Genomic DNA, 24177 nt, shown 5'->3' on the forward strand with positions numbered 1-24177 from the left:
CCAGAACCAGAACCAGAACCAGAACCAGAACCAGAACCAGAACCAGAACCAGAACCAGAACCAGAACCAGAACAGACCACGGATTCGGAAGCGGACTCTCGCGAGGACACGGACTCTGAAGATGCGGCGGACACCGCCTCAGAGGACGCGGTGGGTGAGCCCGGCGAGGGGGATGAGCCGTTCGAGGAGCCCGGATTCGGAGCGGATTATCTGGATAACCCGCCGCCCGACTACCCGCGTATCTCGCAGCGCCGTCGCGAGGAAGGAACCGTGATGTTGAGGGTCACAGTGTCGGCCGAAGGCGAACCGGTCCGCTGGGAGGTCGAAGAATCCAGTGGTTACGACCGCCTGGATGAAGCCGCTCTGTCGGCCGTCGAGCGCTGGCGATTCGAGCCGGCGCGCCGGGGTGGTCGTGCCGTCGAGGCCGAGGTTGTCGTGCCGATGGAATTCCAGCTGCGCTAACGCGCCCCGGTGCTTTTCAGTCGAACCCTTCAAACGCAATGCCGAGTGCCAAGAGCCATGAGTGATTTCGACGTCTTTTATGTATTCCGCCACGGCGACCCGTTGCTGGTCGGGGTGTTCCTGACCCTGCTGGTGATGTCCATCGCCACCTGGGCGATCGCGGCAGGAAAGTTCTTCACACTGTTGGGCGTGCGTCGGCAGAACCGCCGGACGTTGGCCGCGTTCGAGGAGAGCCAGAGTGCTCGGTGCTTTCGCAACGTCGCGGGCAATTGCCGGGGGCCGCTCGCATCGATTGCGCAGGATGGTTACCACGCGTTCGACCATTATCGCGGCGTGCGCGACGGCAGCGACAAGGCCGAGCAGCAGCTGGACGATCACGTGGTCCGCATGATCCGCCAGTCGATGGACCGCGAGAACCTGCGCATGCAGGCGGGCAATACGATTCTGGCCTCGGTCGGCAGTTTGGCACCGTTCGTGGGGCTGCTGGGTACGGTCTGGGGTATCCACGCGGCCCTGATCGATATCTCGACGGAGGCCAGTGTCTCCATGGACCTGGTCGCCGGCCCGCTTGGCGAGGCGCTGATTGCGACGGCGGCAGGCCTGGCGGCTGCGATCCCCGCCGTGGCATTTTTCAATGTATTCAACCGCGCCCAGAGGCTGCAGCACCAGACGCTGGAGGCATTCGCCCATGATCTGCATGCGCTGCTGATGCATTCCGATCTGCAGCCGGGCCAGGCGCGCCGCGCCGACACAGCACGTGACGATGTCCAGGCGGGTGCCTCCGCCGGGGCCGGCCTGCCCCAGGGGGTGTGAGCGTGGCCTTTGGACGCCTGGGCGACAGCAATGAGCCGATGTCGGACATGAACGTGATCCCGCTGGTGGATGTGATGCTGGTGTTGCTGGTGATTTTCATCATTACCGCGCCGGTGATCACTCACTCGGTGGAGCTGGAACTGCCCCAGGCGACCAGCGAGCCCGCGGACGAGCTGCCGGACAGCGTTACGCTCTCGCTGGACAGGGACGGCGAGATCTACTGGAACAACAACCCGGTCTCGTTGAACCGCCTGCCGGAGCGCCTGCGCGAGACGGTCGAGCAGCAGCCCGACGTCGCGATCTATCTGCGCGCGGACCAGGACACGCGCTACGAGCGGCTGGCCCGGGTGATGGCCGAGGTGCGCCAGTCGGGCGTGAGCCGCATGGCCTTTGTCTCCGAACCGGAGGCCGAGCGATGAACGCGCGAGACAGAACCATCGGTTCATCATCTTCGCGCCCGGCCGCCGGCCCGCGCGAGGTGGCCAGCGAGGACCTGCTCGGTCCCGCGCGCCAGATCCGTATCCGGCACCGGGGCGAGTGGTACACCCTGCGCCAGACTGCCAACGACAAACTGATCCTGACCAAGTAAGCCTGTCCAAAATCCGAATGCCAGCCAGCGAGACCCCGGTTCGAGCCAGCCAGCCTCCCGGCCCCGTGAAGGGGGCGACCTTTACAAAAGGGAGACTGCGTCATGCTCGAAACAACCCGCAATACTCCGCTGCTGGCTGGTATCGCCAGCGCCGCTCTCGGCTTTCCGTTCGCTGTTTCGGTCGTCCACGCCCAGGAGGCGGTACAGGCCAACCCGCCAGAGGAAGAACAACGCCTGGCACCGGTCGTCATCACGGCGGGCGGTTTCGAGCAGGATCTCGAACAGGCGCCGGCCAGCATCTCCGTGGTGACGCGCGAAGAGCTGGAGCGCCGCGAGGTCACCAGCCTCGCGGACGCACTGCGCGGGATCGAAGGGGTGAACGTACGCTCGTTGGATGCCCGCAGCGGCAAGACTGGCAATCAGACGATCAGCCTGCGCGGGCTGCCCGAGGAGTACACCCTGGTGCTGATCGATGGCGTACGCCAGAACGTCTCCGGCACCGTGGCCCCGAATGCGTTCACTGATACCTCCAGCGTGTTCATCCCTCCGGTTGCGGCCATCGAACGGATCGAGGTGATTCGCGGGCCGATGTCGACCCTGTATGGCTCCGACGCGATCGGAGGCGTGGTCAACATCATCACCCGCAAGCCGGACGACGAGTGGGAGGGCTCCGCGACGCTGGGGCATACGTTCCAGTCGGATTCCGACTTTGGCGGCTACTCCACCCTGGAGGGCTATCTTGCCGGCCCGCTGGTGGACCAACGCCTGTCCATGCAGCTATATACCCGTCTGTACGAGCGTTCGGCCTCCAGCATCGACATCCCCGGCACCGAGCCCAGCCTGACGGACAACCGCACTATGGGGCAGAACCCGACGAGCGCGAATGTCGAGACCTTTGGCGGCCGCCTGCTGTTTACACCCAATGCGCAGGATGAATTCTCCCTGCGGCTGGATACCACGCGGCAAAGCTACGACAACTCGCGCGGACAGCTCGGGCGCCTGACGGGCACGGGCGATTCACGCGAGGACTTCCTGCGCGGATATTCGCGCGAACTCGAGTTCCAGCGCGATCAGGTGCGTCTCGGCCATCGGGGCGATTACGACTTCGGGACCTGGGAGACCACTCTGACCCAGGATCGGGTGGAGACGCTCGGGCGTACGATCAACGAGGGGGCCGTTCCGGATTCCTCGCGCGAAGGCGCACCGCGAACGCTCCGCCTGGACACCACAATCCTGGATACTCAGGTGGTCACGTATCTGGATGACCACGTGCTGACGGTCGGGGGGCAGTATCTGCGTCCGAAGCTGGAAGACGGCATCCTGCCGGATTCGCTGTCCTTCTGGCAGTACAGCCTGTTCGTCGAAGACGAGTGGTTCATGACGGACCGCTTCACCCTGACCGGTGGTCTGCGGTTTGACGACAACGAGAACTTCAGTAGTCAGATTACACCGCGCCTTTACGGGGTGTTCAGTGCGACGGACACCGTCACGCTCAAGGGCGGGATCGGCCAGGGCTTTCGCGCCCCGTACATCGAACAGATCAGCGACGGGGTGATCGGCTATGGCGACGGGGGCTCCACGCCGCTGTTCGGCAATCCGGACCTGGAGCCCGAGCGCAGCACCAACGTCGAGTTCACTGTCGCCTATGACAACCGCCAGGACTTTTCGGCTCAGGCGACCGTGTTCCGCAACGAGCTCAAGGACAAGATCGAGCGTGGCACCGGGGCCAATGAAGGCATCGACGTGAATATTGGCGAGTCCGTGGTGCGGGGGGTCGAGCTTGCGACGCGCTACCGCTTTGCGCCCAACTGGGCGTTCTCGGCCAACTACACCTGGACGGACAGCGAGGTGAAACGGGGCGGGACCGCCGCCAGCAACGTCGGCGACCCGTTGGCCAGCGTGCCCGAGCACATGCTGAATGCCCGACTGGACTGGCAGGCGACCCCGCGGGTCGAGGCCTTCGCCGAGGCCGAGTACCGTTCGAGCGCCTTCCGCCCGCGCAATTATCACGAGCCGCAGGACGGCGGCAGCGCGCAGGGTGCCTACGATGCCCTGGGGGATTTCCACGGGTTCACGATGGTGAACGTCGGTGCCGCGTACCACATTTCCGAGAACGTCACCCTGAACGCGACGATCTACAACCTCTTCGACAAGGACTTCAAGGATTACCGGCCCTATACCCGGGAGGACACCGGAGAAACCACCTTCAGCAATGTCTACAACAACCTCTACGAGCCCCGGCGCCTGTTCGTCTCGCTGAATGCCCGTTTCTGATGGTTTGCCAGCGAGCCCGCCGAAAACCAGACGGCGATCACAGTGTGGCGGGGCCGGTGGGCGGAGCGGCGATCATTCCGGCTGGTTTATGGTCCCAATGCCCGAGTCCAGCAAGCGGCGGTCCTCGACAGAGGTCGCCGATTGGACTATCTACTTGAAGGATCCATTTTCCGGTAAAGGAGTGAACCGATGCTCGACAAATCCCGACTGACGATTTTCTTCCTGGCGCTGATGCTGGCGCTGGGCGGTGCCAGCCTCGCCGGCTGCGATACCCAGGGTCCGGCCGAAGAGGCGGGCGAAGACATTGATGACGCCATGGACGATGCCGGCGATGCGATGGACGACGCTGGTGACGAGATGGAAGACACCTTCGACAACTGATTGTTCGTTGTCAGGGTGCTGGCGTGAAAGGGCAGCGGCCTGTGCCGCTGCCCTCTTTTTTGCGGTTCGAGGCAGTCGGCCAGACACAAAAAAGGAGGGGCCAGGCCCCTCCCTTTGTGCGCTTCAGGCGGGCGGCAGGACTAGAAGTCCTGTTCGCCACCCCCGTCCGCGGGTGGTTCCATGCTGCCCTCTTCGTCCGGCATCTGGCCGCCTTCCTGCGGGGGCTGCTGCTGTTGCATACCCTCGTCGGCCGGTGGCTGCATCGGTTCGCCCCCGCCTTGTTCCTGCTGCTCCATCTGCTGCTGCTCGAACTCTTCCATGTCCATTTCGCCATCGCCACAGCCGACCAGCAGGGCGAACGGGGCGATCGCAAGCGTCGCCAGAATTCCAGTGGATCGTTTCATGGTTACTCTCCTCTTCCTCGAAGGCTTGGTGTGAGAGGTGTGTGAAAAAAACACCGAGCTTTCGGAGCAGGGGACAGTCCCAGGCGTCACGAGTTCGACCGAATTTTCTGCTTCAACTGCGCCTGTGCCGGGTATCACGAAAGACCGTGTGCCGAATCGACCCCCGGCGTGGCGCCCGGTAAAGTTGAACTCATATCGATGCCGAGAGTCCCGGAAGCGACTGGGTAACAAAGAACCGATCATGGCCGATACCCCTGAACTGGAAAATCTCGTGGAGCAGGCCCGCAAGGCCTGGGGACGTGGTGATATCGAAGCTGCGATCGATGGCTGGCGGGCCGGTGCCGCTGCTGGCGATGCCCGCTGCGCCTACAACCTGGGGGTGCTGGCCGACGAGGGACAATATCAGCCGCGCGATCCGGAGGCGGCCGCGCGCTGGTACCGCCGTGCAGCGGAGGCAGGCTTTCCCGATGCCGCTTTCAATCTCGCCGTCCTTTACGAACAGGGCGATGGCGTTGCCCCCGATGCCAACGAGGCCGCCCGCTGGTTTCACGTAGCGGCCGAGCGCGGCAATGCTCAGGCGATGTTCAATCTCGGACTCAAGTTCGATGAAGGGCGCGGGCTGCCGCAGGACGCCGAACAGGCCGCGCAGTGGTATCTGCTGGCAGCCGAGGGCGGCGAGGGACGAGGTGCCTCGAATCTGGGACGTTTGTTCGCGATGGGCGAGGGTGTGGAGCGCTCGGACGTGTCGGCGTTCAAGTGGTATGCGATTGCCGCCGAGATGGGTGTGGCCAACGCGGCCCGTTATCGCGAGCGCGTGGCCCGAGAACTGACCCCTGACGAACGCCTGCATGCGGGCGAGAAGGCCCGCGAGTGGCTGCAAAGCCAGGGACAGCCGGTGACGCGGCTGCAATAATCGGCGGGGTTGGTGCTTAAGGTGGCGTGACTAGACCACCACGTTAAGTTCGCGCCGTGGCTCCTCGGTGGGGCCTGCCAGGCGCACGGCCAGTTCCACCCGGCGGCGCAAGGCCTCGACGCCGTCCTGCCCCAGCGAACTGCCATCATGAATCGCTGCATCGTCCAGCGTGTCGCCATCGCGGCGCATGCGGGCCGCCTCCTGCTCGGCGCTGATGCGCGCACGGCTCGACAGTTCCTGTTCGGAACGCGCGTCGAACTCCAGTGTGCGGTCACTCTGGTCGCCACCGCGGCGATCGCTATCCTGTTCCGCGTCGTCCTCGATCGGGCGGCGGGCCTCGCCGGCCTCGGGGTCGTTCAGTGGGCGATCAAACTCCGCGGGTGCCGAAGTCTGGCCGAGCCCCAGGCGATCAGAGCCCGTCGGCCGGGTGCCGAGCGGGACCGCCGCTGAAGGATTACTGACTGGGACTTCCATCGTCCGCCTCCCGGAACCCGTTGTCTCAGGCGCGCACGTCCAGCAGCGACCCGATCAACCGGTCTTCGGCCTGCAGGGTCTTCACCGAGGCCTCGACCTGGTTCTGGCTCGCAATCATGCCGACCTGTGCGGTCGTGCTTTCGCGCCCGCCGGCCGGCTCGGTGGCCACCGTATGCGCCTGCTCGCGCATGCTGGTGACACCGTTCTGGATGCCCGTCAGGGACGCGCTACCATCGATCATCGAGTGAATCCGTTTAATGAACGTCTTGATAATTATAGATCAATTACTTGGAAGACGCTTCATGTGTTGGCGAGACTGTCGGTCAGGGCATCGCGAACGCTGGAGCGGGCATTGGCCTGGCGCTGCTGCCATTGCGCCAGGTCGTCGCGTCGATCCTGTGCGGTCCGGCTCTCTGCCAGGCGTGCGAGCACCTCGTCGGCCACCTCTTCTGGTGTGCTGCAGCGCGAAACCAGGCCGGTGTGCTCGGCGGCCAGGCGCAGACGGGTGGCGGCGTCCGGCTGAGTCGGGTTCTCCGCCGGTCCACAAATAACGGCACTGCCGTGAGCCAGGGGCAGCCCGAGGTCCGGTGGCGTCTCGCTAGCGGCCAGTGTGCCGCCAGGGAGGGTCACGTGCGCGCAACCGTAGGCCGAGTGCAGGGTGTCGGGATCCTCAATGTAATAGACCCGATTCTTGCGGGGCACAAAGGACGTCATGAAGCGGTTGTGGCGGATGATCGGGAGCGAATACTTGATCGCGTCGCGGTACACCGGCTCGTGGCGCTCGCGGTCCGCGGGCGCCAGCAGCAGGATCGCCGCGGTCTTGCGCAGCACGGCGAACAGTACCGCGAACGCAAAGGCCTCCTCGCCAGGCCCCGTGTTGGGGGCGAGCAGGATGGGGTGCCCCTTCTCGTGGTATTCGCGAAAGCGTTCGCAGAAGTCCGTGTCGGGAGCCGGGGCCGCGGGCAGATCGACGGCACCGGCGATTGGGTCGCCGATTACCCGTGCCCCAGGCGCGTTGCAGGCCTGATCGCGCGCGGCGAAGACCTCGGCCCACTCGATGTCGGTCGAGGCGTCGCCCTCGGCGTTTACCCAGAGGCGGGGCGCGCTGATCGTGGCGAGTGACGAGCCCAGTTCGCCGACCGGGCCGATGACGACCACGGCTCGTGGCTGCAGGCGTGCCAGGCGTTCCAGGGCCAGCTCCGGCGGCAGTGCCACTGCGGGCCGGTCACCACCCGGGTCGGGCAAGCCCCCATCACGTTCGGCATCGGTTACGCCGAGCGTTAGTGGGCCCACGGTGGCGGCCAGGTCGTCGAGCCAGTCGCCGGCGGCCAGCAGGGTCTTTTTCGGGGCCAGCAGGACGATGCGACCGGCACTGCCGGCAGGCACGGAGCGGGCGGTGATCCAGGCGGACAAACGTGAGAACATGGCGTGCTGTCATCCGGTGGTCAGCGGGAGGGCCGGCATTATACGAGAGCCGGCGCGCCGGGGCCGCCCCGCGTCGGAGAGTGCAACGCATGCAGATACGCTGGATCGTGGGACTGATCGCGATGGCCGTGATCATGGCGCTGGCGATGTGGGTCTATTCCAACCCGGGCGGTCAGCGTACCCAGCAGTTCACCGACCTGCCCTGGCAGGTGCAGGTGATCGACGAGCAGCGCACCCGCGTGCTGGGCTTTACGCTGGGTGAATCGACCATGGCCGACCAGATGGGCCGCCTGCCGGTACCGGATATCCGCCTGTTCGTGGACCCGGACGGGAGCCGTTCGGTCGAGGCCTATTACGTGAATGCGCGCATCCCGCCGTTCGAAACGAACCTGGTGCTGCGTCCGGATCTGGACGAGGCCGAGCTTGATCGCATCGAGTCCCAGACGACCTCCGACCGGCCGATGCCCAGCGGGGCATGGCGCTACGGGCTGAGCGACGAGGCGCTCAGTTCGCTGGGCAATGTGCCGATCGTGGAGATGAGCTACATCCCCCGCGCGCGCTGGACCCCCGACGTCCTGGAAGAGCGCTTTGGCGAACCGGCCGAGCGGATGCAGGTCGATTCCGACCACAGCTACTGGCTTTATCCTGATCGCGGCCTGGCCATCATGGTGCCGCGCCGGGGCCGCGTGCTGATGCACTATGTGACCCAGGAGCGCTGGGGCGAGACCATGAATCGCCTGCGCGACGAGGGGCGGCGCATGATCGGCGAGGACCATGAGTGATCCTGCAGACGAGGTCCCGTTCTGGGAACGTCCGCTCGAGACGCTGAACCACGCCGAGTGGGAGGCCCTTTGTGACGGCTGCGGCCGTTGTTGCCTGCACAAGCTGGAAGACGAGGATTCGGGCGATCTTGCCTTTACCTGGCTGGCCTGTGATCTGCTCGACTGCGAGACGGGCGCCTGCTCGGACTACGCGAACCGGCGTTCCTTCGTGCCCGATTGCATCCAGCTCACCCTGCAGGACCTCCCGAGCTACCACTGGCTGCCGCCTACCTGCGCCTATCGGCTGCGCTTCGAGGGCCAGCCACTGCCCACCTGGCACCCGCTGCTCACGGGGGATCCGGAGACGGTCAAGCGCGCGCGCGTCTCCGTGGCCGGCCGGGTCATCCGCGAGTGCGATGCCCCTGATCTCCCTCTGATCGACTACGTGGTCGACTGGCCCGGTCAGGTCCCGGAGTCCGCGCGTCTGTGGCGCCCGGTGGTAAAGCTCCCGCGAGAGTAGCGATGTCGGGCTACGTCGACCTGTTCGTGTACGGGACGCTGAAGCAGGGCTTTGCCAACCACCGCACATTCTGCGCGCGGGCCCTCTGGATTCGTGCGGCCACCATCGCGGGGTCGCTCTATGATCTGCCCGTGGGCTACCCCGCCGTACAGATCCCCGACAGCAGCATTCTGCTGAATGCCGGGCAGGACCCTGTCCGAGACGCGGGGCGTCAGCGCCGTTTTCGGGGGCTGGCGTCGCCTTTTCCTGAGACGACACAGGAGGTCGTGCATGGCGAGTGGATCCGCCTGCCCGACCCGCGGCGGACCCTGCCACGCGTCGATGCCCTCGAGGGCGTCCGCCCGGACGGCCGCGGCGAGTATCGCCGTGCACTCGTGCCCGCCTGGACCGAGGATGGCCCGGCGGCCCTTTGGGTCTACTGGATGCCGCGTCTGCCGCCCGGCGCGCGCCATCTGGTGGACGGCACCTGGCCAGCGCGGCCCTGAACCGCATGGCCCACTTGTGGTGATCCTGTAGCATCCGCTCCACGGCCCGCGAGGGGTAGGAAGCTGATGAGCGGAGCGAATCGCATCGTTGGGGCTGAAACAGGCTTCACGCCTGGAGTGATGCGATTCGCTGCGCTCATTGCATTCTACGTTTTGCCTTGTGGTCTCCGTGCCGGACTAGCCAGCCGCGGCGAGGAGTTCGCGGGCGTGGGTGCGGGTGGTCTCGGTGAGCTGGGTGCCGCCGATCAGGCGGGCCAGGGCCTCTACGCGGCGCTCGTCGTCGAGCGGCTGGATGGCGGTCCGGGTGCCGTCCTTGCCGTGCGACTTCTGCACCTCCAGCTGCTGGTGGGCCTGGGCGGCGACCTGCGCCAGGTGCGTCACGCACAGGACCTGATGGCGCTCGCCCAGGGTGCGCAGCTTGCGCCCGACGACCTCGGCGACCGCGCCGCTGATGCCGCTGTCGACCTCGTCGAAGATCAGCGTGGGCACGGTCTGCTGCTGGCTGGCCAGCACCTGTAGCGCGAGCCCGATACGCGAGAGCTCGCCGCCGGAGGCGACCTTTGCCATCGGCTGGGGGGCGGCGCCGGGGTTCGCGGCGACGCGGAACTCGATGTGATCCACACCGTGCGCTTGTGGCTTGTCGGCGGCCTCGATCGCGATCTCGAAGTGGCCGCCGGCCATGCCCAGCTCCTGCATGGTGTCGGTGACCGCCTGGCCGATGCGGCTGGCGGTCTGCTGGCGGGCCTGGCTCAGCGCCTTGGCGGCCGCATCAAAGGCGGTACGGGTCTCCTGTTCGCGCGCTTCCAGGGCCTCGAGCGTCTGGTCGCCGTTCTCCAGGGCGTCCAGCTCCGTTTGCAGTTCGTCGTGCAGGCTCGGGAGGGCCTCGGGGTCGACGCGGTGCTTGCGCGCCAGGCGCAGATACTCGCCGACGCGCTGGTCCAGCTCGGCCAGGCGCGCCGGGTCCAGTTCGATGCCGTCGGCCAGCCGGCGCAGGGTGTCGTTGGACTCAATGATCTGGATGCGCGCGGATTCCAGCAGCTCCACAGCCGGGTTGACCCGTTCGTCGTGCTGCGCGGCGTCCTGCAGTGCGTGCAGGACATGGCCGATCTGGGCATCGAGTCCGGCGTCGTCCTCGATCTGCTGGCTGGCGGTCTGCAGCGCGGTCAGTACCTCGGTGCCGTGGGCGAGCTGGTTCTGCTCGACCAGCAGTTGCGGATATTCGTCCTGCACCGGGGCCAGTTCGGCCAGTTCGGTGGTCTGGAAACGCAGCAGGTCGAGACGGTCGGAGGTGTCCGCCTGGCTTTCGCGGGCCTGCTCCAGCGCCCGGGCGGCCTCGCGCCAGGCTTGATGGGCCTCGCGTACGCGGGATACCCGGTCGCCTTCGAGAAAGCCGTCCAGCCAGTGGCGCTGGGTGTCGCGCTGCAGCAGCTGCTGATGGGCGTGCTGGCCGTGGATGTCCACCAGCCACTCGCCCAGGGTGCGCAGCTGGCCGACCGCAACCGGGCGGCCGTTGATCCAGGCGCGGCTCTTGCCCTGGCGGGTCAGGACCCGCCGCAGCAGCACCGCGTCGTCATCGGGGTCCGCCAGATCCTGTTCGGTCAGCCATGTGCCGGCCGGGCCTGTGTTGGGCAGGGCGAACTCCGCGGACAGGTCGGCCTGCTCGGCGCCCTCGCGCACCATGCCGGCGTCCGCGCGGTCGCCCAGCAGCTGGCCGATCACGTCGATCAGGATGGATTTGCCGGCCCCGGTCTCGCCGGTCAGGGCGCTCAGGCCCGTGTCCAGCTCCAGTTCGAGGTGGTCGATGATCGCAAAGTCGCGGATGCTGATCAGTCGCAGCATGGCGGGATCAGGGCTGCTCGCCCCAGCGCAGCTTGGTGCGCAGCACGCGCAGGAAGTAGTGCTCGCGCGGGTGGATCAGGGTCAGGTTGCGCTCGCGGCGGCGGATGCGCACCAGATCGCCTGGGGCAAAGTCGATGTTCTCCTGGCCATCCAGCGCGATCTGGGCCGGCGACCGGCTCCCGCTGGACAGGCGAATCTCCACCGTGGAACGTCCGCTGACCACCAGCGGGCGGTGGTTCAGGCTGTGCGGGCAGACCGGGACCATGACCATCGCATCCAGCTGCGGGGTCAGGATCGGGCCACCGGCGGACAGGGCGTAGGCAGTGGAGCCGGTGGGGGTGGCCACGACCAGCCCGTCGGCGCGCAGGCGGCCGATGTCCATGCCGTCGATCGCGGTGTCGAATTCGATGATGCGCACCACGCTCAGCACGTGCAGCACCACGTCGTTGAGCGCGATGCCCTCGTGAATGGTGACGCCGTCGCGGATCAGCTCGGCCTCGAGCATCGCGCGCGGTTCCAGCTCATAGGCCCCGTCGAGGACCTCGCCCAGTTCCTCGCAGGCCGTCTCCGGCGAGACGTCCACCAGGAAGCCCAGCCGCCCGAGGTTGATGCCGAGTACCGGGGTCTCGCTGTCCGCGATCTGACGGGCGGTGGCCAGCAGGGTGCCGTCGCCCCCGATCACGATCAGCAGGTCCGCTGCCTCGGCCAGTTCGGTCAGGGGGAGCAGGGTGATGTCGTCCGGGCGATCGAAGCCGGGGATGTCCTGCTCCATGTGGACCTGGCGGCCGCGCGTACGCAGCAATTCCACCAGCCGCGCCACCAGTGGGCCCGTGCGCGAGTCGCTGGTCTTGCCCACCAGCCCGATCGTGTTGAATTCCGGCATCATGGCGGCATTATCCGGAAAAGGGCGGGGGACTGCATCCGCGGTTTCTTGACGTCTCTCGGTGCGGATCGAACACTGGGCATTGTCACTCGCCCACATGGAGCGCTGATCACCGATGGAAAACGCTGCGATCAATCTGGATGCCAGGGCCCGTACCCTGCTGCGGACCCTGATCGAGAGCTATATCCGCGACGGTCAGCCGGTCGGCTCGCGTACCCTCGCGCGCACCTCCGGGCTCAATGTCAGTGCGGCGACGGTGCGCAATGTGATGGCCGATCTTGAGGACCTGGGTCTGATTCAGGCGCCGCACACCTCCGCTGGGCGGATCCCGACCGCGAGCGGCTACCGCCTGTTCGTCGACAGCCTGTTGGAGGTGCGCGAGCCAACGGCCGACGAGATCCGTGCGATCCAGTCGGGTTTCGACCCGAACGCGACCACTCAGGACCTGATGGGGGCGACCTCCAACCTGCTGTCGCAGGTGACGCGCATGGCGGGCATGGTGCGTCTGCCGCGCCACCGCAACGTGGCACTCAGCCAGCTCGAGTTCCTCCGGCTGGGCGAACGTCGGGTGCTGGCGATCCTGGTGATCGACGGCAAGGAGGTGCAGAACCGGGTGCTGGAGCTGGAGCGCGATTTCGATCAGGACGATCTCCAGCGCATGGCCAACTATCTGAACGCGCACTTGGCCGGCAAGAGCCTGCACGCGGTGCGCGATGCCCTGCTGCGCGAGATGCGCGACGTGCGCGAGAACCTCGATGCGATGATGCTGGCGGCCATTGATCTGGGCGAAAAGGCGGTGGCCGGCGAGGATCCGGACGACGTCGTGGTGGCGGGACAGACGCACCTGCTCAGCTACGAGGAACTGGCCGACATCGACCGTCTTCGCCAGCTGCTGGAGGCGTTCAACGAGAAGCGCGAGATCCTCGGCATTCTGGACCAGTGCATCCGCAGCGACCGGGTGCAGATCTTCATCGGTCGCGAGTCCGGCCTCGACTGGTTCGAGAACTGCTCGGTGGTGACCGCCCCGTACAGTGTCGACGGGGAAGTGGTCGGCGTACTCGGGGTTATTGGACCCACTCGCATGTCCTACGATCGCGTGATTCCGATTGTCGATGTGACCGCGCGCCTGCTGGGTTCGGCGCTGGGTGATCCGGCCCACGACACGAAATAGCCGGATGCCCTTGAAACCGGCCCGGATGTCCCCAGAGTTCTGACAGTCAAGACGAATTGAACCGCGTATGCCGCCCCGCAAGGTCCGGTGTGCGTTTTCTTTTTAGCGATTTCTCGTGAGGCAGACATGTCCGACCAGCGCGAACCCCAGGAACAGGAAGAGGCACTCGAGGCCGCAGATTCGGAGGAGATGCAGGAGTCGTCCGGCGAGGATGTCGACGGTGCCGAGGCACGCCTGCAGGAACTTGAGGCCCTGGCCGAGGAGCGTCGCGACCAGGCCCTGCGCGCCCAGGCGGAACTGGAAAACCAGCGCCGGCGTTTCGAGCGCGAACTGGAGAATGCACACAAGTACGCGATGGAAAAATTCGCTTCCGAGATGCTGGAGGTGAGCGATTCCCTGGAAATGGGCCTGCAGGCCGCCCGCGAGTCCAAGGATGTCGAACGCATCATCGAGGGGGCCGAGCTGACCCTGAAGAACCTGAACAAGGTCTTCGAAAAATTCGGCATCAAGGCCGAGGACCCGACGGGCGAGCGTTTCGATCCGGAACGCCACCAGGCCATGTCCATGCAGGAGGATCCCGAGAGTCCCCCCAATACCGTGGTGGCGACGATGCAGAAGGGTTACCTGCTGCAGGACCGCGTGCTGCGCCCGGCGATGGTGGTGGTCTCCAAGGCGCCGACGTCGCCCAACATCGACGAGAGCGCCTGACCGGCTCGCGGCCCGTTCAGCCCGGGGGCTTGAAAAGGGCGGCCCGGGCCCCAGATTCCCGTACATCCAGGCAGAGAGCAGCCTCTGCAACGAACATTTTTCGCATCAGGAGAATTCAGTCATGGGCAAGATCATCGGTATCGACCTCGGGACCACCAACTCCTGTGTCGCCGTCATGGAAGGCGACCAGGCCAAGGTCATCGAGAACGCGGAAGGTACCCGTACCACCCCGTCCATCGTCGCCTTTTCAGAGGACGGCGAGGTGCTGGTTGGCCAGTCAGCCAAGCGTCAGGCGGTCACCAACCCGCAGAACACCATCTTTGCGGCCAAGCGCCTGATCGGGCGGAAGTTCGACGAAGGCGAGGTCCAGAAGGACATCAAGCTCGTCTCCTACAATATCGTGAAGGCCGACAATGGCGATGCGTGGATCGAGGTGCAGGGCAAGAAGATGGCCCCGCCGGAGATCTCGGCGCGCGTGCTGCAGAAGATGAAGAAGACTGCCGAGGACTACCTGGGCGAGACCGTGACCGAGGCCGTGATTACCGTCCCGGCGTACTTCAACGACTCGCAGCGCCAGGCGACCAAGGACGCCGGCAAGATTGCGGGGCTCGAGGTCAAGCGCATCATCAACGAGCCGACCGCGGCCGCGCTGGCCTATGGCATGGACAAGAAGCGCGGTGATCGCAAGATCGCCGTGTACGACCTGGGTGGCGGTACCTTCGATATCTCCATCATCGAGATCGCCGAGGTCGATGGCGAGCACCAGTTCGAGGTGCTGGCGACCAACGGGGATACCTTCCTGGGTGGCGAGGACTTCGACAACCGCCTGATCGACTATCTGGTCGAGGAGTTCAAGAAGGACCAGGGCATCGACATCAAGGGCGACCCGCTGGCGATGCAGCGCGTGAAGGAGGCCGCCGAGAAGGCCAAGATCGAGCTGTCGTCCAGCCAGCAGACCGAGGTCAACCTGCCGTACATCACGGCCGACAACACCGGGCCGAAGCACCTGGCGCTGAAGATTACCCGCGCCAAGCTGGAGAGCCTGGTCGACGACCTGGTCAAGCGCTCCATCGAGCCGTGCAAGGTTGCGCTGAAGGATGCCGGCCTGTCCGCCTCCGAGGTGGACGACGTGATCCTGGTCGGTGGCCAGACGCGCATGCCCAAGGTGCAGGAAGCGGTGCAGGAGTTCTTCGGCAAGGAGCCGCGCAAGGACGTGAACCCGGACGAGGCTGTCGCGGTCGGTGCCGCGGTACAGGCCGGTGTGCTGGGTGGCGACGTCAAGGACGTGCTGCTGCTGGACGTGACCCCGCTGTCGCTCGGCATCGAGACGATGGGCGGCGTGATGACCAAGCTGATCGAGAAGAACACCACCATCCCGACCCGGGCCAACCAGGTGTTCTCCACGGCCGAGGACAACCAGACGGCCGTGACCGTGCACGTGCTGCAGGGCGAGCGCGACATGGCCAGCGCCAACAAGTCGCTGGGCCGCTTCGACCTGCAGGATATCCCGGCCGCGCCGCGCGGCGTGCCGCAGATCGAGGTCACCTTCGACATCGACTCCAACGGCATCCTGAACGTCTCGGCCAAGGACAAGGCGACCGGCAAGGAGAACAAGATCGTGATCAAGGCCTCCTCCGGTCTGTCCGATGACGAAGTCGAACAGATGGTCAAGGATGCCGAGGCCCACGCCGAGGAAGACAAGAAGTTCCAGCAGCTGGTCGGTGCGCGCAACCAGGCCGACGCCCTGGTGCACTCGGCCGAGAAGTCGCTGAAGGATCTGGGCGATCAGGTCTCCGACGAGGAGCGCTCCGCGATCGAATCGGCCGTCGCCGAGGTCAAGCAGGCCATGGAGGGTGATGACGCCGAGGCCATCGAGCAGGCGACGCAGAAGCTGGCCGAGGCCTCCGGCAAGCTGGCCGAGAAGGCCTATGCCCAGAACGCGGATGCCGCGGGCGAGGCCGGGGCCGAGCAGGCCGATAGCGGCCAGCAGGGTGACGATGTCGTGGATGCCGAGTTCGAGGAAGTCGACGACGACCAGAAAAAGCAGGGCTGATGCCACACCCGGTGGGGCCTTGTGTCCCACCGCCAGGGAGGCCCGCGCGTTTCCCTGTCGTTTTAACGCCGCGCCCGGGGTACCCTCCGGGCGTTTGCGTGAAGGCACTCCGCGTTCACGCGAACATTCGGGCTAGCTGGGAATGACCATGTCACAACGCGACTACTACGAGGTGCTGGGCGTCTCCAAGGACGCCTCGGCCGCCGACATCAAGAAGGCCTTTCGCCGTCTGGCGATGAAGTACCACCCCGACCGCAATCCGGGGGACGAGGAGGCCGAGGCCAAGTTCAAGGAGGCGCGGGCCGCCTATGACGTCCTGAGCGACGACCAGAAGCGGGCCGCCTACGACCGCTACGGCCATGCCGGCGTCGATGGCGGGGCCGGGGGCTTTGGTGGTGCCGGGGCCTCCAACTTCTCGGATATCTTCGAGGACATCTTCGGCGACATTTTCGGGGGAGGCGGTGGCCGCGCACGCGGTTCGCGCGCATTCCGCGGCTCCGACCTGCAGTACAACCTGGACCTCACCCTCGAGGAGGCCGTGTTCGGCACCGAGGTCAAGATCCGCATTCCGACCACCGTATCCTGCCAGGCTTGTGACGGCTCGGGTGCCGAACCGGGGACCTCTCCGGAAACCTGCCCCACCTGTAACGGCGTGGGTCAGGTGCGTATCCAGCAGGGCTTTTTCTCGGTGCAGCAGACCTGCCCGCGTTGCGAGGGCTCGGGCAAGATCGTCGCCAACCCCTGCAAGGCCTGTAACGGCAATGGCCGGGTGCAGGAGCAGAACACGCTGGACGTGAAGATCCCCGCCGGGGTCGATAGCGGCGACCGCATCCGCCTGGCCGGCCAGGGCGAGGCCGGGATCAACGGCGGCCCGCCGGGTGATCTCTACGTGCAGGTGCGGGTCAAGCCGCACAAGCTGTTCCGTCGCGACGGATCGGACCTGCACATTGACGTGCCGATCTCGTTTGCCATCGCGGCACTCGGCGGCGAGCTGGAGGTCCCGTGCCTGGATGGCCGGGTGAAGTTGAAGGTGCCGGCCGAGACCCAGACCGGCAAGCAATTCCGCGTTGGCGGCAAGGGCGTGCAGTCGGTGCACGGGGGTGGTGTCGGCGATCTGATCTGCCGGGTGACCGTGGAGACCCCGATCAACCTGACCAAGGAGCAAAAGGCGCTGCTGCGCCAGTTCGAGGAATCGACCCAGGCGGGCGGCACCAAGCACAGCCCGCAAGCGCACTCCTGGCTGGATGGCGTGAAGGGCTTTTTCGAGGACCTGAACTTCTGGTCAAAGTAGGCGGGGTCAGGACGCCTCAAAGTCGAACGTTGGCTTGGCCAGGGGCGACTGGATGAAGTACCCCTGCACCAGATTCACGTTCAGTCCGTAGAGCACGGCGAGCACGCCGGCGTCCTCGACGTGCGGCACAATTACCTGTTTGCCCTTGGCGTGTGCTGCGTCGACGTACTCGCGGATTGCGTCCTGGTTTTCCTCGTTCTCCGCCAGCCCCTCGACGAACGAGGGATCCAGCTTGATGTGGTCGGCCTCCAGGTGCTGCAGCAACTGGAACGGGTTCAGGCCGTTGCCGAAGTCGTCGATGCACAGGTGGCTGTGCATCTCGGCGAGACCGCGCGATACGTTCATCGCCGGCTTCAGGTTGGTGACCACGGTGGGTTCCTTGAGCTCGACCACGACATTGTCGGCCGGGATGCGCAGGGCGCGGAGGTCGTCGTTGAGCCAGTTGACCACTGTCGGGTCTTCGAGTGAGCCGGTGCCCAGCTTGAGGAAGAACTGAGTGTCGGACTCGGTCTTCAGGCATTCGGCGAGTTCGGCCAGTGCGGTCTTGACGATCCATCGGTCCACTGCAGGGGCCATCCCCGACCGTTCGGCCGCGGGCAGGAACGCCGGTGCCTCGTGCAGGTGGCCGTCGGCATCGCGCAGGCGCACGAACACCGAATATCGCGGCCGGTCGTTGCCGTGCAGGTGTACGATCGGCTGGAAGCGCAGTTCCAGGCGATCGTGGTCCAGGGCATCCTGGATGCGCAGCTTCCACTGCTGGTCGGCCTGGCCCTGGGTCATCTCGCCTTCGGCCGGGTGGTAGAAGCGATGAACTCCGCCGCCCGCTTCGATTGCCTCTTCCAGTGCCCGGTGGGCCTGGCTGAGCAGATCCTCGGTGCTGGGTGCGCTTTCGTCGGCGATCACCACGCCAGCCGAGAGGGTGCAGTTGGTCGAGGACTGGTTGAGTTCGAACACATGCCCGGTAACGGCCTGCATCAGGCCGTGGATGCGTTCCTCGATCTCCTGGCGTCGGGTTTCCGGTGCCAGTACTGCGAAATGCTCTCCTTCCAGGCGTGCGGCAATCGCGGGCTCGGGAAAGTGATCCTCGATCAGCTTGCCCATATCCGCCAGCAGCAGATCGGCGGCCGACATGCCGACCTTGGCGCGGGTATCCGCGAACCGGTCGACCGCCAGGGTCAGCAGGGCGAAGGGCTTCTCCGTCTCCTCGGCTCGGGCCTGCGCGTTCTCGATCATGGCCAGGAAATGCTGGCGGTTGTACAGGCCGGTGACCAGGTCTCGCTGCGAGAGAAAGTCGATCTTCTCGGCCAGTTCGGGGTCGTCCTGGCTGGCCTCCAGTTGGAGCTGGGTGCAGACCTCGCCCTCCACGGTCGCCGCGGACAGCCGCAGGTCCGCTTCGAACGGCAGCCCCTCGATGCTTTGCAAGCGAAAGTGGGCACGGGCGGTATCCCCCTCCTCGCCATTCTGAAAGCGGCGCAGGAGCGCTTTCATTTCGCCCCGGTCGTCGGTCGTGACAAGATCCATCAACGGCAGCCCGTCGACTTCGTCCGGGTCGTCGATGCCGAAGCGCTCGCGCCAAGAGGCGTTGGCATACAGGTGCATGCCTTCATGGACATAGGCGATTGCGTCGCGCGAGTTGTCGAGCAGCAATTGGCAGCGGCGTTCGGATTCATGCAGCGAGGCCTCCAGGCGCTGAACACGCTGGCGCAGGCGCCGCTGCTCGGCCGCGCGGATGGCCATCAGGCTCGCCAGATCCACCTGTTCGTGGTCCACGACCGCGAAACACCCGCCCTCGTAGTCCAGGAGACGCTCGGCCTCCGGGCGCTCGGTCAGCAGAACCAGCGGGATGCGGCGGCCGCTGTCACGCAGGGCGTTCTCGACGTCCTCACGCGAGAGTTCCAGCGATCGCTCGATCAGGACCAGCACGTCGTGTCGGGTGTTCTCCAGCGCGGTGATCAGGGCGTCCTGGGTTTCAACCTGCTCGGGGCGTACCGCGCTGCCGCGCGTACGAATGCTGCTGATGACTTGTTCGGCGAGGTTCGGGTTCGCCGTGACGAAGAGGATGCGGATGGTTTCGCTCATGCGGGTCCATTATTGCGTTCACGCGGTGTGAGCGACAGCCCGCCTTGGGCCGGATCAGTCACCGCTTCGTTGGCTTCCATGTCATTGGGCGGCCGTCTCCCCAGCGTCAGATCGGTCATCCGGCAGCCAGCCTCGGTAAACAGTGTCGTACCCGTGCGTTCGTTGTCCAGTTCCAGCACGCGCGGGCGCCCGGCCAGCCAGCATACGATACGGTTTTCGTGATCGAACACCTGGGCGGGCATGAACAGCGCTGCCCCACGGCGATCGCTGCGGGTCGATGCGAACAGGCCCGGGTGTACCCGGCCGGCTGCGCGGCGGTTACGGTAGTCCTGCAATTGCACGGGAAGGCCGCGTTCGGCCAGAAACTCCACCCCGATGCTGATCTCGATCTCGCTGTCGTAACGGATCCAGCGCAGGACCCCGATGGTCCAGTCGTGACCGTCGAGGTGGCGCAGGGCAACCAGGTCGCCAATCAGCAGCGGCTGGCGTGGTTGAGCCAGCCGCAGACGCACTCCGCCCGCCCCGATGTCGTCCACTGTCCAGTGCTCTGGTGGATGCCGTTTGACGATCGGTGCACGGCGCTCGTTCTGGCGTGCGCTTTCGAGTCCGCGGCTGACATTCTCCCAGGCCGCGGCGGCCGGATCGGGCGGTTCGGTCGTCAGCGGCTTCAGTTCGGGCTGTGGCCGTTCCGGTCCGGAGCCATCCACCAGGGCGAAGTCGGATCCTTGTTCCGCCGCGGTCGACAGGTGGTAGACCCCCACGCGATCGGTATCGCGAGGGACTTGGTTGGAGGGTGGAGGCGCTGCGGTGCCGGGTGTGCCGCGCCTGCGCTGCTCCAGTTCCTCGAACAGACAATGGTGAATACGGTCCAGCCCCAGCAGACACAACCGGTGCTGCCCCTCGGTCGTTTCGCGCGAATGCTGGCGGGTGGGTAGTTGCGACCACAGTCGCAGCAGGCGTTCGGTCAGGCTGCGTTCGTCAGTGTGCCGATGTGGTTCCAGCAGGCCGGGGGTCTCGCGCAACTGATCCAGTGCTGGACCGACCCCAACACAGCAGTCGGCATGCAGGCGGGCATGTTCGCGCAGTGTCAGGCCAGGCGGATGGTTGCTGTCGAGCGCGGCGCACAGAACCGGGAGGTCGGGCCTCCGGGTCGCGGACAGCCCATCGGCACAGGAGAGGGATATGCGGTCCAGCCAGCGCGCCAGCAGGTCCACCTCGCCTACTTCCAGCGCGTTGGGGGCGCTCCCGCCCAGCATCATCAATCGTGCCGCGAGTGTCTCGACTGGGGCCATGGACAGGGGGCCGTAGCGGGAATCGCTTTGAGGGGGGCTTTGGGTGAGTCCCCGCTCGCGTGCCCATGACAGGATCGCGTAAGTGCGCCGCCAGAAGTCGTCCGGGAGTGGTTGATACAGGCGCCAGTGGTGCACGGCGAGGGAGGCGTTCAAGGCCATGGCGGCTTGCAACGCCTGTGCACTGCGTTCCTTCTGCCCTTCGTGTTCGCGCGCGATCAGCAGCCAGGCGGTGAGCAGGCTGTCCAGCGCCTCGGTCTGTTCGCGTGCGCGTTTCAGGCTGCGTGGCCCAAGCGGGAGTGTGCGCTGAGAGAGGGATCTCCCGGTACGCTGCAGCAATGGCAGGAGGGGTTCCTCCAGCAGGGTGATCAGCGAGAAGCGGACGCCGGGTTCCAGCGCAAGGCCGTTCAGCTCCCTTAGCGCCTGGCGCAAGTGGGAAAAGGCCGACTCCGGGTCTGCCGACGGGAGCGCCCGGCACCACTGGCGCAGGCTGCGTGGCTGGCGGTGCGGAAAGCTCTCGGGTCCGGCGGTGCGGGTTGGCAGTTTGGGCAGGACGTCGTTCATGGCTGGGGTCTGGGGATCGCACCGTCGGTGGCCGGGCATTCGCTCACTCTAGCACCTTCCAGGGGGGCGCTGATTAAGTGCAGCGCTTTCGGCTTCACATCTCGGTCCACCAGGGCGTTTTGCCGGGTTCCCCCGGGATCTCGCGGACCAGACGCGGTACCAGGTAGCCGGGCAATCGCGCATGCATGGCCTGGTGCAACTCCAGCGCACGCCGTTCCGGGACCTCGAAATGAGCGGTCCCCCGCGTACGATCGAGCAGGTGGAGATAATAGGGCAGGACCCCGTGGTGAAAACTGGCCTCCTGGAGTTCGCAGAGGGTGTCGGGATCATCGTTGATCCCGGCCAGCAGAACCGCCTGGTTCAGCAGTGCAATGCCGCGCTCGCGCAGACGCGCGAGGGCCGGGGCGGCCGGTTCGGCAAATTCTCGTGGGTGGTTGGCATGCAGGACCAGCACATGACGCAGGCGTCCGTTGCCCAGCCAGTCCAGCAGCTGGTCATCCACCCGCTCCGGCAGGACGACCGGCAGCCGCGTGTGGATGCGCAGGCGCTCGAGGTGGGGAATGGCCTCCAGGCGTCGAGCCAGGTCGGCGAGGCGGCGATCCGACAGCGACAGCGGGTCGCCACCGCTCAGGATAACCTCGCGGATCGATATGTCGGCCTTGATGTAGGCGAGTGCCGGCGACCAGTCCTGTTGCGATGCGTTGTGTTCGCTATACGGAAACTCGCGGCGGAAACAGTAGCGACAGTGCACTGCGCAGGCCCCGGTCGTCAGCAGCAGAACACGACCGTGGTATTTGTGCACGAGGCCAGGTGCGGCCAGGGCGTCGTGGTCGCCCACCGGATCCGCCACGAATCCCGGATGCTCCTCGGTTTCCCGATTCTGCGGCAGAACCTGAAGTAAAAGGGGGTCGTGTGGATCCCGCTTGCGCATGCGCGCGAGGTAGCTTCTCGGGACACGCACGCGAAACAGGGCATGGCCGGCGTGCAGGCCGGGCAGGCGGTCCGGCTCCAGCTCCAGTTCGCGGGCCAGGGTTTCCGGGTCACGGATCGCGCTGGCGAGGGCTTGCTGCCAGGCGGGGGTGAGGCGCTCCGCCGGGTTCCGCTGGATCGGCTGGGTTCCCCGCGGCGTGCGCGTTATCATGACGGGCTTTGTGGACATGGCGGGCTCGTTTGTGGGCGGTCGTGTCCGCGCCACGCAATCGCTTGAGGACTGACGCGCAATGGCAACCTACAGTACCAACGAATTCAAGGCCGGTCTCAAACTCCTGCTGGATGGCGACCCGCAGGCCATCGTCGAGAACGAATTCGTCAAGCCGGGCAAGGGCCAGGCCTTCAACCGCGTCAAGCTGCGCAACCTGCGCACGGGGCGGGTGCTGGAAAAGACCTTCAAGTCCGGTGAGTCGGTCGAGGCGGCCGATGTCATGGATACCGAGATGCAGTATCTCTACAACGATGGCGAGTTCTGGCACTTCATGGTGCCGGATACCTTCGAGCAGTATGCCGTCGGAGAGGCCGCGCTGGGGGATTCCGGCCAGTGGCTGAAGGAGCAGGACATCTGCACCGTAACCCTGTGGAACGGCGAACCGCTGTCGGTGGTGCCGCCGTCCTTTGTCGAGATGAAGATCACCCAGTGCGACCCGGGCGTGCGCGGTGATACCGCCCAGGGCGGTACCAAGCCCGCAACGCTCGAGAGCGGTGCGGTGGTCAAGGTCCCGCTGTTCGTCGAGGAAGGCGAGACGGTCAAGGTCGACACCCGCTCCGGCGAGTACGTCTCGCGCGTCTGATCGTTACAGGAGATCTGGCGTGACCGACTGGCGACCGGGCGCCGCGGCGGCCCGGGAGGCGCGCGCACGGTTGCTGGCAGGCCTGCGCGGGTTTTTTGCCGCACGCAATGTGCTCGAGGTGGAGACCCCGATCCTGGGCCACGGGGCGCCGCTGGATCCGATGGTCGAGAGTTGGGCCGCGACCAGCACGGACGGCGCCAGCGGTTATCTGCAGACCTCGCCGGAATACCCGATGAAGCGTCTGCTTGCCGATGGCGCGCCCGACATCTACCAGATTGCTCGCGTCTTTCGGGGCGGCGAATCCGGGCCCCGTCACAATCCCGAGTTTACCCTGCTGGAGTGGTATCGCCACGGGATGGACCACCGCCGCCTGGCGCGCGAGGTGGTGGCGCTGATCATGAGCCAGGCGGCCCTGGACGCGAGCTGGAGGCGCCCGACTCGCTTGCGCGAGATCTCTTACCAGGCGTTGTTCCAGCAGTATCTGGGAGTGGAACCCCTGGTGGCGGATGCCGACGAGCTGCAGGCTGTTGCGGCGCAGCACGGGCTGGAGATTCAGGGGGTGCTGGATCGGGACGCTTGGCTGGATTTCCTGATCAGCCTGGTGATTGCGCCGGGGTTTCCCGGCGACCGGCTCACGGTGGTGTTTGACTATCCCGAGAGCCAGGCGGTGCTGGCGCGCCCCTGTCGGCATGATGTCCGGCTCGCGGCGCGCTTCGAGGTGTACTGGGGTGCGCTGGAACTGGCCAATGGTTACCACGAATTGAGCGACCCCGGCCAGTTTCACGAGCGGCGCGAGCGTGAGCAGGCTCTGCGTCGCCAGCGAGGCCAGACGCTGCCCCAGCCGGATGCCCATCTGGAGGCCGCGCTGGAGTCGGGTCTACCGGAATGTGCCGGTGTCGCGCTGGGGGTGGATCGCCTGCTGATGCAGCTATTGGGCGCGGAGCGTATCGAGCAGGTCATCGACTTTCCGTTCGAACGCGCCTGAGACGATCTCGAGGTTGCCTGGCTTGCCCGG

The 24177-nt window shown here is 66.0% G+C and carries 25 protein-coding genes; 16 read left to right on the forward strand and 9 right to left on the reverse strand.

Features of this window, described 5'->3' with window-relative positions; all coding sequences use genetic code 11:
• The first annotated feature begins 150 nt into the window (after positions 1-150).
• From F623_RS0103645 to F623_RS0103670, 6 genes are all read left to right on the forward strand, one after another.
• The gene (locus tag F623_RS0103645; protein ID WP_018868059.1) at positions 151-462 is read left to right on the forward strand and encodes an energy transducer TonB; all 312 of its coding nucleotides are present in this window, start codon (positions 151-153) and stop codon (positions 460-462) included.
• A gap of 57 nt (positions 463-519) precedes the next feature.
• A complete protein-coding gene (locus F623_RS0103650) occupies positions 520-1275 on the forward strand; it encodes a MotA/TolQ/ExbB proton channel family protein (protein WP_018860657.1) in 756 nt (251 codons plus the stop codon).
• Between the two features lie 2 nt (positions 1276-1277).
• Positions 1278-1694, forward strand: a complete 417-nt coding sequence (locus F623_RS0103655) for a biopolymer transporter ExbD (protein ID WP_026278569.1) — start codon at positions 1278-1280, stop codon at positions 1692-1694.
• Positions 1691-1864, forward strand: a complete 174-nt coding sequence (gene hemP / locus F623_RS13030) for a hemin uptake protein HemP (protein ID WP_018860655.1) — start codon at positions 1691-1693, stop codon at positions 1862-1864. Before F623_RS0103655 ends, hemP begins: the two co-directional genes overlap by 4 nt.
• Before the next feature lie 102 nt (positions 1865-1966).
• Complete coding sequence (locus tag F623_RS0103665; protein WP_018860654.1) at positions 1967-4138, forward strand: TonB-dependent receptor domain-containing protein; 2172 nt, start codon at positions 1967-1969, stop codon at positions 4136-4138.
• A gap of 189 nt (positions 4139-4327) precedes the next feature.
• Positions 4328-4519: a hypothetical protein gene (locus F623_RS0103670; protein ID WP_018860653.1), complete on the forward strand. Its 192-nt coding sequence runs from the start codon at positions 4328-4330 to the stop codon at positions 4517-4519.
• A 140-nt stretch (positions 4520-4659) separates the two neighbouring features.
• On the opposite strand, the gene F623_RS0103675 is transcribed toward F623_RS0103670, so the two are convergent.
• On the reverse strand, positions 4660-4923 hold the full coding sequence (locus F623_RS0103675; protein WP_018860652.1) for a hypothetical protein: 264 nt from the start codon (positions 4921-4923) through the stop codon (positions 4660-4662).
• Positions 4924-5164: 241 nt separating this feature from the next.
• On the opposite strand from F623_RS0103675, the gene F623_RS0103680 reads away from it, so the two are divergent.
• Positions 5165-5836, forward strand: a complete 672-nt coding sequence (locus F623_RS0103680; protein ID WP_018860651.1) for a tetratricopeptide repeat protein — start codon at positions 5165-5167, stop codon at positions 5834-5836.
• A gap of 30 nt (positions 5837-5866) precedes the next feature.
• On the opposite strand, the gene F623_RS0103685 is transcribed toward F623_RS0103680, so the two are convergent.
• Genes F623_RS0103685 through F623_RS0103695 form a run of 3 tightly spaced genes read right to left on the reverse strand, consistent with a single transcriptional unit; the run spans position 5867 to position 7735 of the window.
• On the reverse strand, positions 5867-6310 hold the full coding sequence (locus tag F623_RS0103685; RefSeq protein ID WP_018860650.1) for a hypothetical protein: 444 nt from the start codon (positions 6308-6310) through the stop codon (positions 5867-5869).
• Between the two features lie 25 nt (positions 6311-6335).
• Positions 6336-6551: a hypothetical protein gene (locus F623_RS0103690; protein WP_018860649.1), complete on the reverse strand. Its 216-nt coding sequence runs from the start codon at positions 6549-6551 to the stop codon at positions 6336-6338.
• A 59-nt stretch (positions 6552-6610) separates the two neighbouring features.
• Positions 6611-7735: a hypothetical protein gene (locus F623_RS0103695; RefSeq protein ID WP_018860648.1), complete on the reverse strand. Its 1125-nt coding sequence runs from the start codon at positions 7733-7735 to the stop codon at positions 6611-6613.
• Between the two features lie 89 nt (positions 7736-7824).
• On the opposite strand from F623_RS0103695, the gene F623_RS0103700 reads away from it, so the two are divergent.
• The 3 genes from F623_RS0103700 to F623_RS0103710 are packed head-to-tail and all read left to right on the forward strand — an operon-like array spanning position 7825 to position 9501.
• Positions 7825-8517 (forward strand): hypothetical protein, encoded by a 693-nt coding sequence (locus F623_RS0103700; protein WP_018860647.1) that lies wholly within the window; start codon positions 7825-7827, stop codon positions 8515-8517.
• Positions 8510-9016, forward strand: coding sequence for a YcgN family cysteine cluster protein (locus tag F623_RS0103705; protein ID WP_018860646.1), 507 nt, complete (start codon positions 8510-8512; stop codon positions 9014-9016). Before F623_RS0103700 ends, F623_RS0103705 begins: the two co-directional genes overlap by 8 nt.
• Before the next feature lie 2 nt (positions 9017-9018).
• The gene (locus F623_RS0103710) at positions 9019-9501 is read left to right on the forward strand and encodes a gamma-glutamylcyclotransferase (protein WP_018868058.1); all 483 of its coding nucleotides are present in this window, start codon (positions 9019-9021) and stop codon (positions 9499-9501) included.
• Between the two features lie 177 nt (positions 9502-9678).
• On the opposite strand, the gene recN is transcribed toward F623_RS0103710, so the two are convergent.
• Positions 9679-11340, reverse strand: a complete 1662-nt coding sequence (gene recN, locus F623_RS0103715; RefSeq protein ID WP_018868057.1) for a DNA repair protein RecN — start codon at positions 11338-11340, stop codon at positions 9679-9681.
• A 7-nt stretch (positions 11341-11347) separates the two neighbouring features.
• Positions 11348-12226, reverse strand: coding sequence for an NAD(+) kinase (locus F623_RS0103720; protein WP_018860643.1), 879 nt, complete (start codon positions 12224-12226; stop codon positions 11348-11350).
• A gap of 112 nt (positions 12227-12338) precedes the next feature.
• Here F623_RS0103720 and hrcA point away from each other — a divergent pair, with 112 nt between their 5' ends.
• From hrcA to dnaJ, 4 genes are all read left to right on the forward strand, one after another.
• On the forward strand, positions 12339-13394 hold the full coding sequence (hrcA, locus tag F623_RS0103725; protein WP_018860642.1) for a heat-inducible transcriptional repressor HrcA: 1056 nt from the start codon (positions 12339-12341) through the stop codon (positions 13392-13394).
• Between the two features lie 126 nt (positions 13395-13520).
• The gene (gene grpE, locus F623_RS0103730) at positions 13521-14102 is read left to right on the forward strand and encodes a nucleotide exchange factor GrpE (RefSeq protein ID WP_018868056.1); all 582 of its coding nucleotides are present in this window, start codon (positions 13521-13523) and stop codon (positions 14100-14102) included.
• A 121-nt stretch (positions 14103-14223) separates the two neighbouring features.
• Positions 14224-16155: a molecular chaperone DnaK gene (dnaK, locus tag F623_RS0103735; protein WP_018868055.1), complete on the forward strand. Its 1932-nt coding sequence runs from the start codon at positions 14224-14226 to the stop codon at positions 16153-16155.
• A 142-nt stretch (positions 16156-16297) separates the two neighbouring features.
• Positions 16298-17446, forward strand: coding sequence for a molecular chaperone DnaJ (gene dnaJ, locus F623_RS0103740; RefSeq protein WP_018860639.1), 1149 nt, complete (start codon positions 16298-16300; stop codon positions 17444-17446).
• Between the two features lie 6 nt (positions 17447-17452).
• Here the strand turns inward: dnaJ and F623_RS0103745 are convergent, their stop codons facing one another.
• The 3 genes from F623_RS0103745 to epmB form a co-directional block, all read right to left on the reverse strand.
• On the reverse strand, positions 17453-19525 hold the full coding sequence (locus F623_RS0103745; protein ID WP_018868053.1) for an EAL domain-containing protein: 2073 nt from the start codon (positions 19523-19525) through the stop codon (positions 17453-17455).
• Positions 19522-21378, reverse strand: coding sequence for a PilZ domain-containing protein (locus tag F623_RS0103750; RefSeq protein ID WP_018860637.1), 1857 nt, complete (start codon positions 21376-21378; stop codon positions 19522-19524). The genes F623_RS0103745 and F623_RS0103750 overlap by 4 nt, the downstream gene beginning before the upstream one ends.
• Positions 21379-21472: 94 nt before the next feature.
• The gene (epmB, locus tag F623_RS0103755) at positions 21473-22537 is read right to left on the reverse strand and encodes an EF-P beta-lysylation protein EpmB (protein ID WP_018868052.1); all 1065 of its coding nucleotides are present in this window, start codon (positions 22535-22537) and stop codon (positions 21473-21475) included.
• A gap of 61 nt (positions 22538-22598) precedes the next feature.
• Between epmB and efp the strand changes: the two genes are divergently transcribed.
• Both efp and epmA read left to right on the forward strand, forming a co-directional pair.
• Positions 22599-23162, forward strand: coding sequence for an elongation factor P (gene efp / locus F623_RS0103760; RefSeq protein WP_018868051.1), 564 nt, complete (start codon positions 22599-22601; stop codon positions 23160-23162).
• Positions 23163-23181: 19 nt separating this feature from the next.
• A complete protein-coding gene (epmA, locus tag F623_RS0103765; protein ID WP_018868050.1) occupies positions 23182-24147 on the forward strand; it encodes an EF-P lysine aminoacylase EpmA in 966 nt (321 codons plus the stop codon).
• Positions 24148-24177: the final 30 nt, after the last annotated feature.

The organism is Thioalkalivibrio sp. ALD1, from assembly GCF_000381245.1.
Lineage (GTDB): Bacteria > Pseudomonadota > Gammaproteobacteria > Ectothiorhodospirales > Ectothiorhodospiraceae > Thioalkalivibrio.

Coding starts and splice junctions, on each gene's coding strand:
- F623_RS0103650 (WP_018860657.1), top strand. CDS start 520: ATGAGTGATTTCGACGTCTTTTATGTATTCCGCCACGGCGACCCGTTG.
- hemP (WP_018860655.1), top strand. CDS start 1,691: ATGAACGCGCGAGACAGAACCATCGGTTCATCATCTTCGCGCCCGGCC.
- F623_RS0103665 (WP_018860654.1), top strand. CDS start 1,967: ATGCTCGAAACAACCCGCAATACTCCGCTGCTGGCTGGTATCGCCAGC.
- F623_RS0103670 (WP_018860653.1), top strand. CDS start 4,328: ATGCTCGACAAATCCCGACTGACGATTTTCTTCCTGGCGCTGATGCTG.
- F623_RS0103675 (WP_018860652.1), bottom strand. CDS start 4,923: ATGAAACGATCCACTGGAATTCTGGCGACGCTTGCGATCGCCCCGTTC.
- F623_RS0103680 (WP_018860651.1), top strand. CDS start 5,165: ATGGCCGATACCCCTGAACTGGAAAATCTCGTGGAGCAGGCCCGCAAG.
- F623_RS0103685 (WP_018860650.1), bottom strand. CDS start 6,310: ATGGAAGTCCCAGTCAGTAATCCTTCAGCGGCGGTCCCGCTCGGCACC.
- F623_RS0103690 (WP_018860649.1), bottom strand. CDS start 6,551: ATGATCGATGGTAGCGCGTCCCTGACGGGCATCCAGAACGGTGTCACC.
- F623_RS0103695 (WP_018860648.1), bottom strand. CDS start 7,735: ATGTTCTCACGTTTGTCCGCCTGGATCACCGCCCGCTCCGTGCCTGCC.
- F623_RS0103700 (WP_018860647.1), top strand. CDS start 7,825: ATGCAGATACGCTGGATCGTGGGACTGATCGCGATGGCCGTGATCATG.
- F623_RS0103705 (WP_018860646.1), top strand. CDS start 8,510: ATGAGTGATCCTGCAGACGAGGTCCCGTTCTGGGAACGTCCGCTCGAG.
- F623_RS0103710 (WP_018868058.1), top strand. CDS start 9,019: ATGTCGGGCTACGTCGACCTGTTCGTGTACGGGACGCTGAAGCAGGGC.
- recN (WP_018868057.1), bottom strand. CDS start 11,340: ATGCTGCGACTGATCAGCATCCGCGACTTTGCGATCATCGACCACCTC.
- F623_RS0103720 (WP_018860643.1), bottom strand. CDS start 12,226: ATGATGCCGGAATTCAACACGATCGGGCTGGTGGGCAAGACCAGCGAC.
- hrcA (WP_018860642.1), top strand. CDS start 12,339: ATGGAAAACGCTGCGATCAATCTGGATGCCAGGGCCCGTACCCTGCTG.
- grpE (WP_018868056.1), top strand. CDS start 13,521: ATGTCCGACCAGCGCGAACCCCAGGAACAGGAAGAGGCACTCGAGGCC.
- dnaK (WP_018868055.1), top strand. CDS start 14,224: ATGGGCAAGATCATCGGTATCGACCTCGGGACCACCAACTCCTGTGTC.
- dnaJ (WP_018860639.1), top strand. CDS start 16,298: ATGACCATGTCACAACGCGACTACTACGAGGTGCTGGGCGTCTCCAAG.
- F623_RS0103745 (WP_018868053.1), bottom strand. CDS start 19,525: ATGAGCGAAACCATCCGCATCCTCTTCGTCACGGCGAACCCGAACCTC.
- F623_RS0103750 (WP_018860637.1), bottom strand. CDS start 21,378: ATGAACGACGTCCTGCCCAAACTGCCAACCCGCACCGCCGGACCCGAG.
- epmB (WP_018868052.1), bottom strand. CDS start 22,537: ATGTCCACAAAGCCCGTCATGATAACGCGCACGCCGCGGGGAACCCAG.
- efp (WP_018868051.1), top strand. CDS start 22,599: ATGGCAACCTACAGTACCAACGAATTCAAGGCCGGTCTCAAACTCCTG.